The organism is Kamptonema sp. PCC 6506 (assembly GCF_000180455.1).
GTDB lineage: Bacteria > Cyanobacteriota > Cyanobacteriia > Cyanobacteriales > Microcoleaceae > Kamptonema > Kamptonema formosum.
In genome coordinates this window covers 15,202-31,385 of record NZ_CACA01000030.1, presented here as the reverse complement: position 1 = coordinate 31,385, position 16,184 = coordinate 15,202, and the positions used below count along the sequence as shown (strand labels likewise).

Annotated in this window: 11 protein-coding genes and 1 rRNA gene; all 12 read right to left on the bottom strand. The window is 40.4% G+C overall.

The genetic code is table 11. From position 1 onward, the window contains the following. Window positions 1-28: 28 nt before the first annotated feature. A complete protein-coding gene (locus tag OSCI_RS01780; protein ID WP_019487592.1) occupies window positions 29-1,477 on the bottom strand; it encodes a HAMP domain-containing methyl-accepting chemotaxis protein in 1,449 nt (482 codons plus the stop codon). Between the two features lie 79 nt (window positions 1,478-1,556). Then, complete coding sequence (locus tag OSCI_RS01775) at window positions 1,557-3,008, bottom strand: methyl-accepting chemotaxis protein (protein WP_019487593.1); 1,452 nt, start codon at window positions 3,006-3,008, stop codon at window positions 1,557-1,559. 128 nt (window positions 3,009-3,136) lie between these two features. After that, a complete protein-coding gene (locus OSCI_RS01770) occupies window positions 3,137-5,353 on the bottom strand; it encodes a protein-arginine deiminase family protein (protein WP_007353129.1) in 2,217 nt (738 codons plus the stop codon). A 94-nt stretch (window positions 5,354-5,447) separates the two neighbouring features. After that, window positions 5,448-6,320 (bottom strand): carboxylating nicotinate-nucleotide diphosphorylase, encoded by an 873-nt coding sequence (nadC, locus tag OSCI_RS01765; protein WP_007353128.1) that lies wholly within the window; start codon window positions 6,318-6,320, stop codon window positions 5,448-5,450. Window positions 6,321-6,459: 139 nt separating this feature from the next. Next, window positions 6,460-6,577, bottom strand: a 5S ribosomal RNA gene (gene rrf, locus OSCI_RS01760). Window positions 6,578-6,893: 316 nt separating this feature from the next. Continuing rightward, complete coding sequence (locus OSCI_RS01755; protein ID WP_007353127.1) at window positions 6,894-8,687, bottom strand: mechanosensitive ion channel family protein; 1,794 nt, start codon at window positions 8,685-8,687, stop codon at window positions 6,894-6,896. 167 nt (window positions 8,688-8,854) lie between these two features. Next, on the bottom strand, window positions 8,855-9,202 hold the full coding sequence (locus tag OSCI_RS01750) for a slr1659 superfamily regulator (protein WP_007353126.1): 348 nt from the start codon (window positions 9,200-9,202) through the stop codon (window positions 8,855-8,857). Window positions 9,203-9,248: 46 nt separating this feature from the next. After that, complete coding sequence (locus OSCI_RS01745) at window positions 9,249-9,839, bottom strand: DUF6272 family protein (protein ID WP_007353125.1); 591 nt, start codon at window positions 9,837-9,839, stop codon at window positions 9,249-9,251. Between the two features lie 81 nt (window positions 9,840-9,920). Further along, the gene (locus OSCI_RS32200) at window positions 9,921-11,201 is read right to left on the bottom strand and encodes a SpoIIE family protein phosphatase (RefSeq protein ID WP_407635897.1); all 1,281 of its coding nucleotides are present in this window, start codon (window positions 11,199-11,201) and stop codon (window positions 9,921-9,923) included. 67 nt (window positions 11,202-11,268) lie between these two features. Further along, complete coding sequence (locus OSCI_RS01735) at window positions 11,269-12,306, bottom strand: chemotaxis response regulator protein-glutamate methylesterase (RefSeq protein ID WP_019487594.1); 1,038 nt, start codon at window positions 12,304-12,306, stop codon at window positions 11,269-11,271. 187 nt (window positions 12,307-12,493) lie between these two features. After that, entirely contained in the window at window positions 12,494-15,463 is a 2,970-nt protein-coding gene (locus OSCI_RS01730) for a response regulator (RefSeq protein WP_007353122.1), read from the bottom strand. After that, window positions 15,460-16,149 (bottom strand): chemotaxis protein CheW, encoded by a 690-nt coding sequence (locus OSCI_RS01725; RefSeq protein ID WP_007353121.1) that lies wholly within the window; start codon window positions 16,147-16,149, stop codon window positions 15,460-15,462. Before OSCI_RS01725 ends, OSCI_RS01730 begins: the two co-directional genes overlap by 4 nt. Between the last annotated feature and the right edge of the window lie 35 nt (window positions 16,150-16,184).

The window sequence follows — 16,184 nt, the reverse complement described above, 5'->3', positions numbered from 1 at the left end:
TAATTACTAACATTTAACCAACAGTTAGTTAAACTAGAGCTTTAAGAACTATGGCCGCTTCATTCAGGTTTTGCGTACCGATTTTGACTTGGCGGATACCGCTTGCAGTTTCGGCTGCTGCTGTATTGAGAACTCTCATAGCTTCTACTACTTGCTGAATCGCGATCGCTTGTTGTTGAGCATTGAGCGAGATAGTTTGAACGTTGACAGCAAACTCATCAATTGCTGCCTTGACACCACTAAAAGTCTCTGCTGTATCTTGGGATATTTTAGCTCCCTCTTCAAGTGTTTTCGTGCTATCCCTCGTTACTATTTCTGTTGAATGAATTGCTTTCTGGATATCTTCAACCAGATCGTTAATCTTAGTAGCCGATTTCTGACTTCGATCTGCTAGCTTGCGAATCTCGGCAGCAATAACCGCAAATCCATTACCATGAGTCCCGGCGCGTACAGCCTCGATCGCAGCATTGAGTGCCAGCATATTTGTTTGGTTAGCTAAATCGCTAACTAAACTTGAAATACTGCCAATTCGATCGGTTTGTTCGCTCAGTTGGAAAATCTGCGCTTGCATCACTACCATTTTTTGTTTAAGAGCAACCATTTCTGAGAGCGATCGCGCTACTGTCTGAGTTCCTCCGGAAGCTAAATCTAAGACCTGTTTAGCACCCTCTGCGGCTGCTTCAGCCTGCTGGGCCGCAACTTTTGAGGAAGCCGTTAATTGAGTCATCGTGCTAGTAGTTTGATTCACAGCAGAGGCTTGCTGTGCGGCAATTCGATCCTGTTCTTCGGCAGCAACAGCCATCTCTGTTGAAGTTGCCACAAGGGCATTGAGAGTATGTTTAAATGCAGTCAGAATAGAACGGCTGAAGATAAAGCCAATAGGAGAAGCAATCAATAGTGAAATAACCAATAATATTTTAAAAACAAGCTGGATTTCTGCATAAACTAAATTAGCTTTTTCTCGCTCTTCTTTAGCTACCCGGATCTGCAAATTTATCAACTCTTGAAGCTGGGTAGTTAAAGGGTCAGTATAGTTATATAAAGACCTCTCTAAGGCATCTAATTGAGATGTATTTTGACTTTTTAACACTGGCTCGATCTGAGCTATTTTGCTATTGACTTGAATGAATAAATCCTCGGTCTCAGCAATAATAGCTTCCTCTGCCAAAGTTAAATTAGTATTGTGATAAGCATTCCAACTATCCTGAATGATTATCTGAGCTTTATTAATAGCTTGGAGTGCATCATCACTGGTAATTAAACCCACCTCAGCTTTATTAAAGCTATCGATAATCACGATGGCATAACTGTCTGAAACTTGCTTGATCTGTTGCAAAGGCACAACCCGGTCATCATAGATGGTGGCGATTTGCCGATCTATCCGTTCAAAGGAAGAAATAGAATAAATAGCGATCGCCATCAAAATCATTGCTGGGATTATAAAAAAGCCTAAATAGAGCTTTGTGCTTAATTTCATTATATCAATTAGTAATGCGCTCCAGTTTTAACAAGGAATGGGGTAATTAAAAATGCCAAATGGTAGATATCGCAAGTATCTAGACTACGGCTTTAAGGTCTAGTGCGGCTTCATTTAATTTCTGTGTACCCACTTTAGTTTGACCGATCCCGCTAGCTGTTTGGGCCGCTGCTTGATTAAGAGAATTCATCGCATCAACCACCTGTTCGATGGCAATTACTTGCTGTTTAGCATTCATAGAAATTTGTTGAGAGCTCAAAACCACATTGTTAATTGCATTTGCGACACCTACAAAAGCTTGGGCTGTTTCCTCCGCAATATTTACTCCTGCTTCAACTGTTTTAGTTCCCTGCTCTGTCACCATTACTGTAGAATTAATCGCCATTTGAATATCACCAACCAGAAGATTAATTTTATCCGCTGATTTTTTACTCTGATCGGCTAGTTTGCGAATTTCTGCTGCAACAACTGCAAACCCTTTGCCATGTTCCCCTGCTCGCACTGCTTCAACTGCTGCATTTAGTGCCAGCATATTAGTCTGATTTGCCAGATCGCTTACCAAAGTTGAGATATTACCAATTTGATCGGTTTGTTCTCTCAATTGCATAATCTGTCCTTGCATAGCCGACACTTTAATTTTTAGTGTTGCCATCGCTTCTAAGGTTTTGCCTACAGCTTTTGTTCCGCCTCCAGCCAGGTTTAAAGCTTCCTTTGCTTCATTGGCAGCACTTTCTATCTGCTGTGCAGTTGCTCTTGAAGATGCACCCAATTCATCCATTGTCGTGGTAGTTTGATTAACTGAAGCTGCTTGCTGAGTTGCCATACGTTCCTGTTCCTCCACTGTTGCTGCAATCTCAGTTGAAGAAGTCGCGATCGCATTGATTGCCCGATCAATTGTTTTGACAATACCTGAAGAAATTAACCAAGCAATAAGTACACCAAACAGTACCAAAAAAGCTGAACCTCCTATCAACAAGACGATTAAAAAGTTTAAAGAAGCTTTTGCTTCTGTCATTTCTGCTTTTAGAATAGATTGTTCAGATTCTGTGAATACAATGCTCAATGCCTCAAATTGATTAATAAATTGAGTCCCTTTTCCTTGGTTAAATAAAGTTAAAGCTTCAGTTCTTTTATTCTGCTTTAATAAAGCGATGATTTCATTACTAAAAACTGCATATTCATTAACAAATTCAACCATTTTGTCTAATCGGGTTCTCTGTTCCGGGTTTTTGATTAGTGGCTTTATGCTATTAGCCGCACTACGAGATAAGTCCAATCCTGTTTGATATTGAGTTATAAAATTATTATCTCTGTTGATTATATAGCCGCGAAAGCTCCGCACTGCTTGATCTGAACCTCTATACATATTGTTAGTATTTATAATAATATTCTGCACCCTCTCAACTTCTTTAAAAGCATAAAATACTTGATTTGCTGTTATGTAAGCTAATACAGACAATGCCAGGTAGATAAATCCCGGAATTGCATACCCAAGTAACATTCGATTTCTCATTCTTAATTGATTAAACATCCGCCGTTTTTCCTTGAGTTAAGTAATTTAATCTGTGAGGTGGACTATCATTATACTTCCGCATCGTTGTTTCTACCCTGTAAACATTATCTAGATCGTTAAACCCTTCTGCTTTCTCCCGATCGCGACTAAAACTCCCAAAAAGGCTTGACTTCTCCCTGACGTATCGTATTAGTAGCAGAGTGAGTATTACCTCTGAGTTCGTGATAATACTTGTCTTCCAAAAAGTTAACCGTAATCCCGGAAGGTGCTACTAATTGGCGAAATTTCTCCTGAGTGTAATCTTGGCCGTCAATCATTGGGCCGCGAGGGTTAGAAACTAACAATTGACCGTTTACTGCTACAGAGTTAACCATATTGGGCCACCAAGCATAACCGCTGTAACCGAACATCGCTGGAACTTGGATAATGCGATCGTCGGTGAGTTGAAACTCTTTTTTCAATTTTGACAACAGTGGGTTGATTTTTTCCTGTTGCAAATAGAGATTATGCTGAATTAGCGATTTATTATTCAAAGCAGCACGAACAGTTGTTTGAGTGCTTAAATCGCGATTAACTATTGCATCATTGTAGCCTTTTTTAGCGAGTTCTTCCAACAATTTTACTCCCGCTTCAGGACTGACAACCATTAATAATGGTTGACCCGAATTATTGGGAATAAAACTGATGATTTCATCAGCATTGCGAATTAAAAGCCAAGAAGTATCAATATCAACTGGTGGCCCTTGAACTTGCTGAGCTTTAATAAAATCAACTACCTCTGGATTGAGTGTTGCTGTGCCAGAATTGCCATAATAAACTCGACCCATTGGATATCCAGCCAGGGGCGGTGTTACTTCTAAATTACCATACCCATCTGCCCACTGGTTGAGAGGATCTAGCCCTCGCGATTGACCGATTTCAAAAGTTCCGAAGTCGCGACCTAAGAGTGATTTACTCTGATTGTCACCTCCACGTTTTAGGGCGGAATTGAAGGTGCGAATCCCCGATTTGTCGGGAATTTGAACATAGCCAATTTCTTTAGTTTCTTGCAGCCAAATACTGTCACCCGGAATGATTTTTGTTTTCGTATCTGTGGGTTCTATGGCTTGCTTAATTTGAGCTACAAAGTCCGAATTTTGCACGCCGCGATCGCTGACATGAATTTCCTTAACTGGTGCTGTATTGGGCGACACGATCCAGGGCGATACTCCCATTTGAATTGTGTCCGCAGCCATTTCTTTACCATTTTTAACGGCGGTGGCTTTCAGGGCAATTACGCCACTCCAGTTGCGATCTCGAAACTGTTTAGCTTCTACACCCAAGACCATCTCGCGGTCAAAAACTAGGGGCTCTTTGCCGGAAATATCTACAATTCTCCAGCCGTCATTGGTCTTTTGAAAAATATTAACGTGGCGGAGGGCGGCGGTGTCAGCGGTGAGAAATATTTGAGAACCCACAAATTCTTCTGATAGTTTCAAGGTAATGGGAGCTAAATCTTGTACATCGCGCTCTCCATTTACTTTTCGATCTTGCCAATCGGGAATTCCTTTGCGATCGTCATCATCATGATTAAATAGTATCAGGGCCCCGCTAGAAAAAGACCATTTTTCACGTTTCTGTTCGTCTCGCTGGTCAATTATACCATCTCTGTTTGTATCCCCCAAAAAGGAAAAACCTAGAGGGGGTGTGACGCTAGTTGAGGGGATAGATAGTGGGGTAACAGTGGCGGATTTGCTAACATTTGCTTTTGCCAGTTTTTCTAACCGATCTCTATTTTTAGCTTCCTCAATCGATCGCGCTAATTGCCATTCATAAGTGGCGATCGCAACGTATCCCTGATATTCGATAGTTTTTTCAATTGCTTTATCCGCGAGGAAAGATTCTTGAGGAATTTGGCGCAAAATTTCGATTGCTGCTTGCCACAAATGTTGCGATCGCTCCCAGGTAGCAGCGTTAGGGCTCGGTATGCGTCCAATTTCCACAGCTTGCCTTGCAAGTTTAGCAGCTTGCTGCCAAGTATTATTTGCTTCTTCTTCAATCAGAATGCTAGCTTCAACCGCTTGGAGGTTTCGGCGCGAATTTTCAGACTGTTGGCGCTGGATTTCCTCTCTCCAGGGTTCTGGAAACAGAGTACGATCGCTATTTTGGGTGAGTTTATTTAGGTCAGCTTTGAGCCGATCGCGAATTTTGTAAAGTTCCGGTAGCGATCGCACACTCGGAGTCGTCTCTTGAAGCTGGTAGGTTTGGATCGTGGAGTCGATCGAAGATTGAGCGAGTGTGTGGGGGACAGCAACCCAGACGATACCAACCACGACACCGAAGGCATTGACGAGGGCGATCGCAACGTACCGAATCCAGCGCATTAGTTTATCCTCAGCTACTAAGCTAAATCTTAGCAGGATTACGCACTCATAGCCGTTTTCAGTTAGTTAACAGTTAACTGTTAACAGTTAACTGTTAACTATTAACAAATTTCATGCTTAAATCTAGCCAAGTTGAACGAGTAATAGGAGCACTGGTTGAAATGTAGTCTACTCCAGTTTCAGCTACACTTCTAATTGTTTCTAAGGTAATATTACCAGAGGCTTCAATTTTGATGCGGTTGCTATGCTGACGAACGAGTTCCACTGCTTGACGCATTAAGTCAACAGACATATTATCTAACATAATTATATCTGCTTCATGTTTTAAAGCTGTTTCTACTTCTGCCAGGGTTTCTGTTTCTACTTCTACTGTTAAAGGATAGGGAATAGTTGCTCGAATGCGATCGATCGCTTCTCCAATTCCCCCCGCAGCAGCAATGTGATTGTCTTTAATCATTACTCCATCGTCTAATCCCATCCGGTGATTTCGAGCCCCACCGAGTTGAGTAGCATACTTTTCTAATATTCTCAACCCCGGTGTTGTTTTGCGAGTATCTACCAGTTGTACAGGTAAATCTGCAATGCGATCTACATATTTTCGAGTAAAAGTAGCAATGCCACTGAGACGCATAGCTAAGTTCAATGCTACTCTTTCTCCTGTTAACAAGGCATCAAAATTGCCCGCAATTTCTGCAATAATTTTTCCTTTTTCACACCACTCTCCTTCTGAAACTTGGGGGATAAATTTGACGCTATTATCTAAAAGGTGAAATACTCTGGCGGCGATCGGTAATCCCGCAATGATTCCTGACTCTTTAACTATCCATTTAGCTGTGCTCTGGATGCTTTGGGGGGGAAATAAAGCGGATGTGGTGCGATCGCCTCTACCAATATCCTCTACCAGCCAACTTTGTAACAGCGAATCCAATACAATCCAAGGAGGAAGCGGAGAAAAAGGTTTAATCATTATTGAAGGAAGAAGGAAGAAGAAGGAAGAAGGAAGTTAACAGTTAACAGTTAACAGTTAACAACTAACAACTAACAACTAACCAAAACACTAAAGCTCTTTTCCTTCATTGCTGGAAAAGAGCCTTAGTTTTATATTATCCTGGCACCGAGCTATTTTTCCAGGCAGTTACCCACCAAGTATCTTCGCCGCAGCAGCGTTTAACATCCGAGTTCGGGATGGGATCGGTGTGGTTCCACCGCGCCATTGGCACCAGGAAAGCTTTTTAAACTTTCAATGCTTTTGGGGCTTGAGCTAGATGCGTTACTTACTTCTTTCTGTTTCAGTAGCTTTACATCTTTTTACGCTTCACCTTTAATAAACTACCAAGTTTTCCCCGCTCTGTCAACCCCTTTTTGAAAGGTTTTTTAAAATTGGCTGAAGTTCTCTCCAGTAATAGGTTTTGCTTTTTTAGCTTAGCTGGCCTAGTAAGGAGCGATCGCTGCTGCGGTTCTACAGGCGATTTAACCCGATCTTGCCTTAGCTAACCTACTCAGGAGGGAGCGATCGCGATCGCATCACCAAAGTCCAGCATTACTTATCAAGAGCTTTTCCCGACTTGGCCCCAGATTTATTCCTACCTACCGACAAGTAAAATGCAAAGCCTTGTTTAGCAGTCGTGGAATCGAGTCCAGTCTGTACAAAACTGCTGACAGGACTCTGAGTAATGCTAGCATCGACAGCATTCCCATTCTCCTGTGTCTCACCTATCTCTTTAATACCATTCCAATTCATGTAAGTATTTTGGAGACAGCGGAAGATTTCTTGATAAATTTGGCTTCTAACGCGATCGCCCCTTTTCCCATCTTCCAGTTTAATATCATCCACAAAAAAGCTAATATTTAATTCAAGATACACCGAAGACTCCTCGTGATTCATTCCGATCATCCTGATTTGCGGTTCTTGCCATTTTTTTCTCGGCACTTTCAACTTCTCTTTCAGCCATTTAATTATCTCTATCACATAATCATCCAAACGAGTTTCGTCAGCTTGAGGATTAGAAATTTTTTGAGATAATCGTTGCGCCCTCCGCTTGAGCAAATTAATCTTTCGTTCCCATTCATCTGAAATGAAGAATTGATCCTCATCCAGCAAATTAGGATCTCTGAGCCAAATTCGATACCACTCTCTAATTAGCTCAATCAGTCCCTCTTCATTATATTCTTCAAAATTAACAACAGCACTGCGACCTTCCGTTTCCTCGCTCATTTGAAAACCTATGAGTTCTAAAATTGCTTGGTATTCCTGTTGAACATTTTCTCTTTCATCTTGAGTTAAACCTCCTTTTTCTGCAAATTGCACAGTCACAACTAAAGATTCAAGAGCTTGTTCAATTTCCTCTAATTTTAAATTTACTTCTTGTTCAGCCAGTAACCGCAATTTGCCAATTTCTTGTTGTTCCCATAGATTCACATCACTTTCTTCAGCGTTATAGTAATTATTAATTACCTCCAATTTAGCATCTATGTCCCCTAACGTATCTGGATGAGCTAACACAATTGCTTGCATCAGCTTCTTCGATTCCTCAAAATTACCCTCAGAGGGTATTTCTATTTCGAGAGAGTGATAGTATAAAGAAGTAGGACGGCTTAAATTAGTTAGTTTTTGACCCTGCAAAACACTATTGGGAATATAAACATCACAATGGTTACTAAATATATAAAGCTGAGTTACCCTAATACCAATCCGGCGCAGCATTCCAATTGAGCCATCTTCAAGGAGCAAAATATCACCAAATCTAAAAGGAGTATCTATGAGTAAAACAACCCCACTAAAAAAATTAGATAAAATATCCTGAAGTGCAAAACCGAGAACAAAAGTAGCGCCACCCAAGGCTACCCAAATTCCACTTAAATCAACCCCAAAGGAGCTAAGCAAAAGCACACTGCCAACCAGGTAAATAATCACAGGGACAACGGCTGAGAGGATGGGAAGCAAGACATCATCCCACATCGCTTCAGTTTTTTTAGTGTATTCTTTTAGGTAATAGATAAAAACTTCAATAAATAATTGCACTAACCAATAACTAATAGTGGCAATTGAAATCGGTGTTAGGAGATGTTCTAGTGCAGCAAGAAGATCGGCAGACACGAATGTTCCAACAGTAAACTTTAGACTATAAATAGCGCAGACGATCAGGATGGGATAAGAGGAAACACTTAAGGTAACTAGAGCAATATCCTGCTCAAGCTTACGAAAAATTGGGCGCAGAATATAAAACAAGAATACATATAATACTCCTGTTACCAGAGCATTAATTAGCAAAATAAACAGGAACTTGACCGCTATATTCAGCGTTTCAAATTGATGGAATAGATTTTCTAACATAGAAGTTACTACCTCAAATAAATTACTTTAATTTTTGAACCGGGAACTCAACAATAATTAATATTATTAGCTGGAGCGACTAATAGCCTAAATTCTTCAAATTTGAAATTGATAAATCTATAAAAACTCTCAGAAAAATGGCGAGCGCTCCTAACTATTTTACCTTATTACACTACCAGTTTTAAACCTGGAAGCAATCGCTCTAAGTTTTTCAGTGATTTAGCTTGCCAAGGCATTGTCTTTGAACCTAAAACTATCAATTGAGTTTTCTTTTTCCGCATACCCAGTACAAATTTTGACAGCATACTGATCCCTGAACTATTGAGGAATCCTAATTCTTTTACATTTAATGTTAAGGTTGAGGATGCTAAACTAGCCGCTTCATCAAGCAACTTAACAATTGGAGCATAATCCTTGGGGCCTCCTAGACTGATTTCCCCTTTAAAATAAACTGTTGACGATGCTGGATCGTATTCAACTTTATAGTCCTCACCCTTGACTTCTTGATTGCTCATAAGTTGTCTATTTTTTTCTTCAGCGGTCTAAATTTATTAGTTAATATTATACAACAATTTGAGCCATTGTAGTAACTAGGATAACTTGTGGATCGGTAGATTTTGGCTCGAATTTCCAGCCTAATTTGGCTGAATAATCATTGATGATGGTCAGCAAGCCTAAGCCAGAAGCTTCATCTTGTTCGGATTCGGCTGCTTTTTCAACCTGCCGAATATATAACTCATTAGGATCTGCCGATAGTAATTCTTCAATAAAAGCTTGAAATTGCTCAACTTTTTCATAAGTAATACTGTTTTTAGTAAAAATGATCGGAGTGACTATCTCTATTTCTTTCACAAAATGAATACCAAACTGAACTCGCTCGTGCCTGCTAAATTCGTTAAACTTCATCGCATTTTCTAATAGTTCATTCCCAATATAACTCACAGCAGTTTGTATGGCTTTGATGCGTTCTTCTCCCTGAGCCTCATTTTCATCAATTGGCAAAAGATTCGCGAAATAATTAGCTACAAAATGAGCAGATAAACGATGATTGCGCCATATTTGTTCGCTGAGCAGAGAACTTTGAGTAAAGATCAGTTCCAAAGAATCATGCTGGGGTAAGTTATCAATAAAGCATCCAAAAAATTGGTTCATTTCTACTACCTAATTAAGTAAGATAAAACAGATTTAAGCTTAAACTTTGACAACAAAATGTTCGCCTTCTATCTGGGAATATCATTTCCCAAAAAAGTTGAATTTCTTCTTTGCCTTCACCGTTTCCGTCACTTCCTCTATAGGTTCCTCTTCCTCCAATGCTTCCATCTCCTCATATTGTTCTTGTTGTTTGATCACCACTAAAGTAATGTCATCAAAAACCTTTTGTAAACCAATAAATTCTTTAAGATCGTCAATTATTGCTTGCTTAATTTCTTCGGCAGAGCCATCCCAACTTTTACTAATAACTTCACATAGTTTTTCAAGCCCATATTGTTTTTTCTGGATGTTATATGCTTCCGGGATTCCATCCGTATAAAGCACGATTCCATCGCCCTCTTTTAATTCAATCGTAGTATGATTGATAAACTCAATAATTTCCTCATCTAATCCAATAGGAAAACCTAAATTCATCGTATTAATGCGTTCAACATGACCGCCTTTTCGCACTACAAGAGTTTCCTCATGCTGACCGCTGATGCTGACTCTACCTTTTGTATAAGTAAGAATGACTAATGTTAAATTCTTTTCAGAATTCATCCGAGTCACATTTTTATAAATAGTGCGGTTGAGTGCATCTAAAAATTTAACTGGATCGAGTTCTCGAATTTCTTTAAGAGTGCGGACTGCTGTTTGCGTCATTACCATCAAAATACCACTTTCGAGTCCGTGTCCCGTGACATCACCGATCCCAATAGTAACAACACCGTCTACATAAAGAACGTCATAGTAGTCGCCACCTACTTCATCAGCAGGTTCCATAAACCCTGCAATTTCTAAACCTTCAATCGCGTCTAGTTCGTCCGATGTAGGTAGAATCATCTGTTGCATTTGACGCAACATATCTAGCTCTTTAGCCATCCGAAAGTTTTCCGCTTGGAGGATAGCTTCAGCTTCGTTGCGCTTGAGAAGATTTACATAAGCTTTAGAATGATATCGAATACGGGCGATCAGTTCCGCTTTATCGGGGAGTTTAACTACATAATCATTAGCACCTAATGCAAAAGCTTTAGCTTTGATTAGCGGTTCTTCTTTACTAGAAAGAACAATTAAGGGAACATATCTCGTGGGAGCATTTTTTGCTCGCAAAAAGCGCACTAAAACCAGTCCCTCCATTTCTGGCATAACTAAGTCTTGTAAAATGACAGTAGGCTGACACGCTCTAGCCACTTTTAGGGCTTGAGTAGGGTCGTTACAGTAATGAAATGTGATATCTTTTTCGGGAAGTAACATTCGACGAACCGCTTCGCCGATCATTGGCTGGTCGTCGATGAGCAAGACGGTAATCGGATCTTCTATCATTTCTGCTATCATTGAATTCACTTCCTTTTGAGATATTGACCAGAATATAAAAAGTAAGAAGAAGTAACTAACGGTTCATTGCTAATTGCTTAATTAAAGTAGAAGCGATAGCATCTAGGGGTAAAATTTCCACCACAGCGCCTAATTCTACTGCGGCTTTCGGCATTCCATAAACCACACAACTTGCCTGATTTTGGGCGATGGTATGCCATCCTTTTGCCCGTAATAAATTTAGCCCTTCCGCTCCATCTCGGCCCATTCCTGTTAGTAGCACAGCAGTTCCTTGCCGATGCCAGTAATGAGCAACACTTTTAAAAAATACATCAACTGAAGGGCGATAGGGATAATCAATTGGGTTTTTCGTATAACTTAAGTTGAAATTTGGTTGTAATGAAAGGTGATCGTTTGTCCCGGCAATTAATACCTTTCCTACTTCTAAACGACTACCTTCGGATGCTAACTCCACACTCAGAGGGGTTTGTTCATTCAGCCATTCTACCAAACTAGGAGTAAATTGTGCATCTACGTGCTGGATGATAGCTACTGCTGCACCAAAGTTTGCTGGTAAATGAGAAAGGATCTTTGCGAGAGCATTTGGCCCTCCAGTAGAAGAACCGATCGCAACTAAGGGAGGAATTCGGGATGCTAGAGGTGAAAATATAGATTTAGGACTTTGGATAGGGATTCTAGATTTATAAGCTGGTGCTGATTTACCAATTAGTTTACCAATAGTCACTATTTTAGCAAGCAAAGCTTGAGCTGATTCTGGATTACCGCCAGCTCCTAAAACTGGTGTACTAACGGCATCTAATGCTCCATATCCCATTGCTTCAAATACTTTAGAAGCATTTTTTTCAACGCTAGCTGTTACTACTACAATCGCGCAAGGAGAATTCTTCATAATCTGGCGAGTTGCCTCTACTCCATCCACGATCGGCACGAGCAAATCCATCAGAATTATGTCAGGAGTATCCTGGGCACATTTGCTAACTGCTTCAGCACCATCACGAGCTATCCAAGCCACTTGATATTCTTTGACAGTCATCAAGACGCGCCGTAGCGTTTCTACTGCCATCACCATGTTGTTTACAATTGCAATTCTCATATTATTGGTTAGTTGTTAGTTGTTAGTTGTTAGTTGTTAGTTGTTAGGGTTAGTTGTTAGAATTATCAGACTTACGCTCATCGTACTGCTGCCTCTTCGCAGTGTTATAAATGGTTTTACATAATTGCTAGATTAGTAGTATTAATACCCAACAATCAACAATTAAACACTAACCACCAAGCACTAACTAATGACCAATTAAATCGTAAACGGCGTTTACCAATGTATCGTCCTGAAAACTAGCTTTCGTTAAGTAATAATCTGCTCCAGCTTCTAAGCCACGTATACGGTCTTCTTCACGGTCTTTATAGGAGACAATAATCACTGGAATTGAACTGAATTTAGGATTATTTTTAATCTTGGTGGTAAATTCGATTCCATTCATGCGCGGCATATCAACATCACTAATTACCAAATCGTAGTGATTTGTAGAAACCGCGTGCCAACCTTCCATTCCATCGACCGCAACATCAACATTGTAACCTTTGTTTTGTAACAATTTTCGTTGCATTTCTCGCACCGTAATTGAATCATCCACGACCAGAATACTCTTGGGGCCCTCTACAACAAATTTATCAGAACTGTTAATAACACGGTTCAATTGACTGTTGTTAAGCAAATTATCAACTGAACGCATCAAGTCAGAAGCATCAACAATTAGGATAGGAGAACCGTCTCCCATTAGAGCCGCAGCACTAATATCCTGAACTTTACCGAGCTGGGGATCTAATGGTCTTACCACTAAATCGTGTTCGCCCAAAAATCGATCTACCACCAGTCCGTAATAATCTGATTGTTCGCTGATCACAACCACAGACAAAGTATTAGAAGGAGGCGGAGGTTGCTTCAATTCTAAAACTTGATAAGCAGCTACTAAGCCGATATTCTTATTGTCCATAGTGAAATATTGCCGATTTTCCACTGAGGAAATTTCTTCTTTATTCACATTGACAATTTGCTCAATCCGCGCTAAAGGAAAGGCATATGGTTCGCCGGATATTTCTACTAACAGGGTGCGAACAACTGAGAGAGTCAAAGGCAATTGGAAGTGAAAAGTCGTACCTTTTCCCAAAGTAGAACTTGCTCTGACCGTTCCTCCAACTTCGTGCGCCATGCTTTTAGCAATATCTAAACCCACACCGCGACCAGAAATTTCTGTGACTTGTTTGGCGGTAGAAAATCCTGGTAAAAATAGAAATTCCATCAGTTCACTTTCACTGAGCTGAGCTACTATTTCGGGTGTTGCTAGGTTCTTATTAAGAATTTTTTGGCGCAGCCAATCAAAGTTAATTCCTCTCCCATTGTCAGTGATGGTAATTGATAGCATTCCTCCTCGATGGACTGCTTCTAACCGCACAGTTCCTTCTGCTGGTTTACCTGCGGCTATGCGCTCTTCAGGAAGCTCAAGACCGTGATCTATAGAATTCCTTAAAATGTGGGTGAGGGGCGCTTCTAGTTTTTTGATAATATCACGATCTACTGGTGTAGATTTGCCAATAATTTCAAATTTTACTTGCTTATTGAGCTTCCGAGCTAAATCTCGGATCATGCGGGGAAATCCCTGCACACCATCGGCAAAAGGGCGCATATTAGATTGGATTACCTCCTGATAGAGGCGATCGGAAAGATTGCTAGTGCGACGGGCATATAATTCTAATTCTATCAGGCGATCGTTCAAAATCTGACGGCATTCTCGCTCTTTTGTTCGAGCGGCTTCTAAATAGCTCTCTGTATCTTGATGGTGATTAACTGTTAAATTTTGTTGAAAAACCTCTAAAATTTTTGACAATTCTAGTTGCCGTTTCTTGAGAATAGTTAGGGAATCTGCAAAAGGCTGAAGCCAATTTGCTTCGATTAGAGATTCGCCAGCTAAACCCATGATCCGATTTAAGTTTTCGGCACTTACCCGTACAACGCGATCGCTAGCACTACTATCTGCTGCGGGCAATTTTGCTTGATCTATATAGCCAGATATTGGATTAATAATGGAGTTAGTTTCATCGAACTTATTTTCAGTCTTTGGTTGTGTTTGGATAGTACCGGGAGTGGCAACAACGATTTCTTGTTTTTGTATGCCAATTGTTTGTCCCTGATTTTTCTGCTGTGAAGGTAAGCTTTGAGTCCTTTGAACTGGTGAGTTTCCGGGTGTCAAAAGAGCATAAATTTCCTCTCTGGTAGTTTCAATATCCTGCTGATATTCCTTAACCCAAATTTGCCCTTGCTGACTGATATTTGTCAGCAGATCGACTCCATGCAGTAACACATCAACTCCCTCTGCTTCCAGAGTAATCTTTTGGTTTTGTGCTGCTACAAAACAGTCCTCCATAACATGAGCTAAATTAACAGCAGCATCCAGGGCAACAATACGTGCAGCTCCTTTAACAGAATGGGCTGCCCGCATCAAAGACTCTAAAACTTTAGGAGAGCCTGGTTGACTTTCCAGGGCTAGCAGTCCCTCGCTTAAAACAGCGGCTTGGGCCTCTACTTCCAGCTTAAATAACTCCACCATTGAAGTGTCACCGATGGTTGAGATCTCATCTAGCTCTAGAGCATCTTGACTATATTTAGTAACTGTTACTTGTTCATCTCCGATCTCTTCTGGATTAGAAATGGGGGAAGATTTTATAGCAGCAGGTATATTAGGGGAAACTGTTATCTGTTGGCTCTTACTATCATCTTCTAAACCTACTTCTAAACTTGGGATTTCTGATTTTGTAGGCAAACTTTTAAATTCTACTTTTGGCTGAGAAACTGATTGCACGCTTGATGTAAGTAGAGTGTCAATACTATTTGTAAGTGTATCGATATTTTCTTGATTTTCTAAAATCCAACTCTCTAAAGTTTCTTCCTTGAGGTGGCTAATATTGAAAAGTAAATCAACTCCTTCTAGTAGTACGTCAATTTCAGTATTACCTAGTATAAAGCTTTGCTTTTGGACGCGATCGAGGCAATTTTCTATAATTTGAGCCAGGTTAATAGCAGCATCAATTTCAACAAGCCTAGCGGTTCCTTGGATCGCATTAACAACACGCATCAATGGCTCCAGCTTTTGACCAGACTGCGGTTCAGTTTTCAGAGAGATGAAACCCTGATTTAATATGGCTATTTGGGCTTCCACTTCTTGCTGGAATACATCTAGCATTGTACTCTCGCTCATAATATTCTCCTATTTAAGGTATAAAATAATAAATCAGCATCGAGGTAATTCACCTTATGCCCCTGCCACAGAATTACCCCTTTTGTATAAGCTTCTGATGCTTTTGAAATCACTACGGGTGTATTTTGTAATTCTCCGAGCTGGAAGCGATGAATACCGCAAACTTCGTCAACGATAAAAACCCAGCGATTATCTTTTTTTGCCACAACTATCATCCTTTTAGCAGCAACAGAAGTGGGACGTTCTGAAGAGTTAACGTTAGCTTGCAGGTCAAGAAGATGCTGGAGGGAAACACACATTAGAATTTCACCTCTAATGTTGACCAAACCCATAAAAAGTTCGCTGTTGCGGTGAGGTAAGGTATGAATAACACAGGGATCTGTTACTTCCTGAAGCAACCTTACTGGCAGAGCTAACCATTCACCACCTAGTAGACAGATCGCAACTGATATAGTTTCTCCTGAAGGAACTATAGTCCCGCCAAGTGGTGTTTGATAATGATCTGGATGACTTTTTGCTAGTACCTCTGTCCACTCATTTACATACTCTGGTGGTGCTTCCCTTTCTAATAAACTGCGTCCAGCCGCAGAATAAACGGGGCAGTTCCGACAGTGTATTACTGCTTTGAGTTGCTCGCAGGAACGATCGCCCTCAACTCCTATTTTGTTCCAGCAATCATTACTCATTACTTTCATTTCTACCTAATTTACTGTAGAATCAT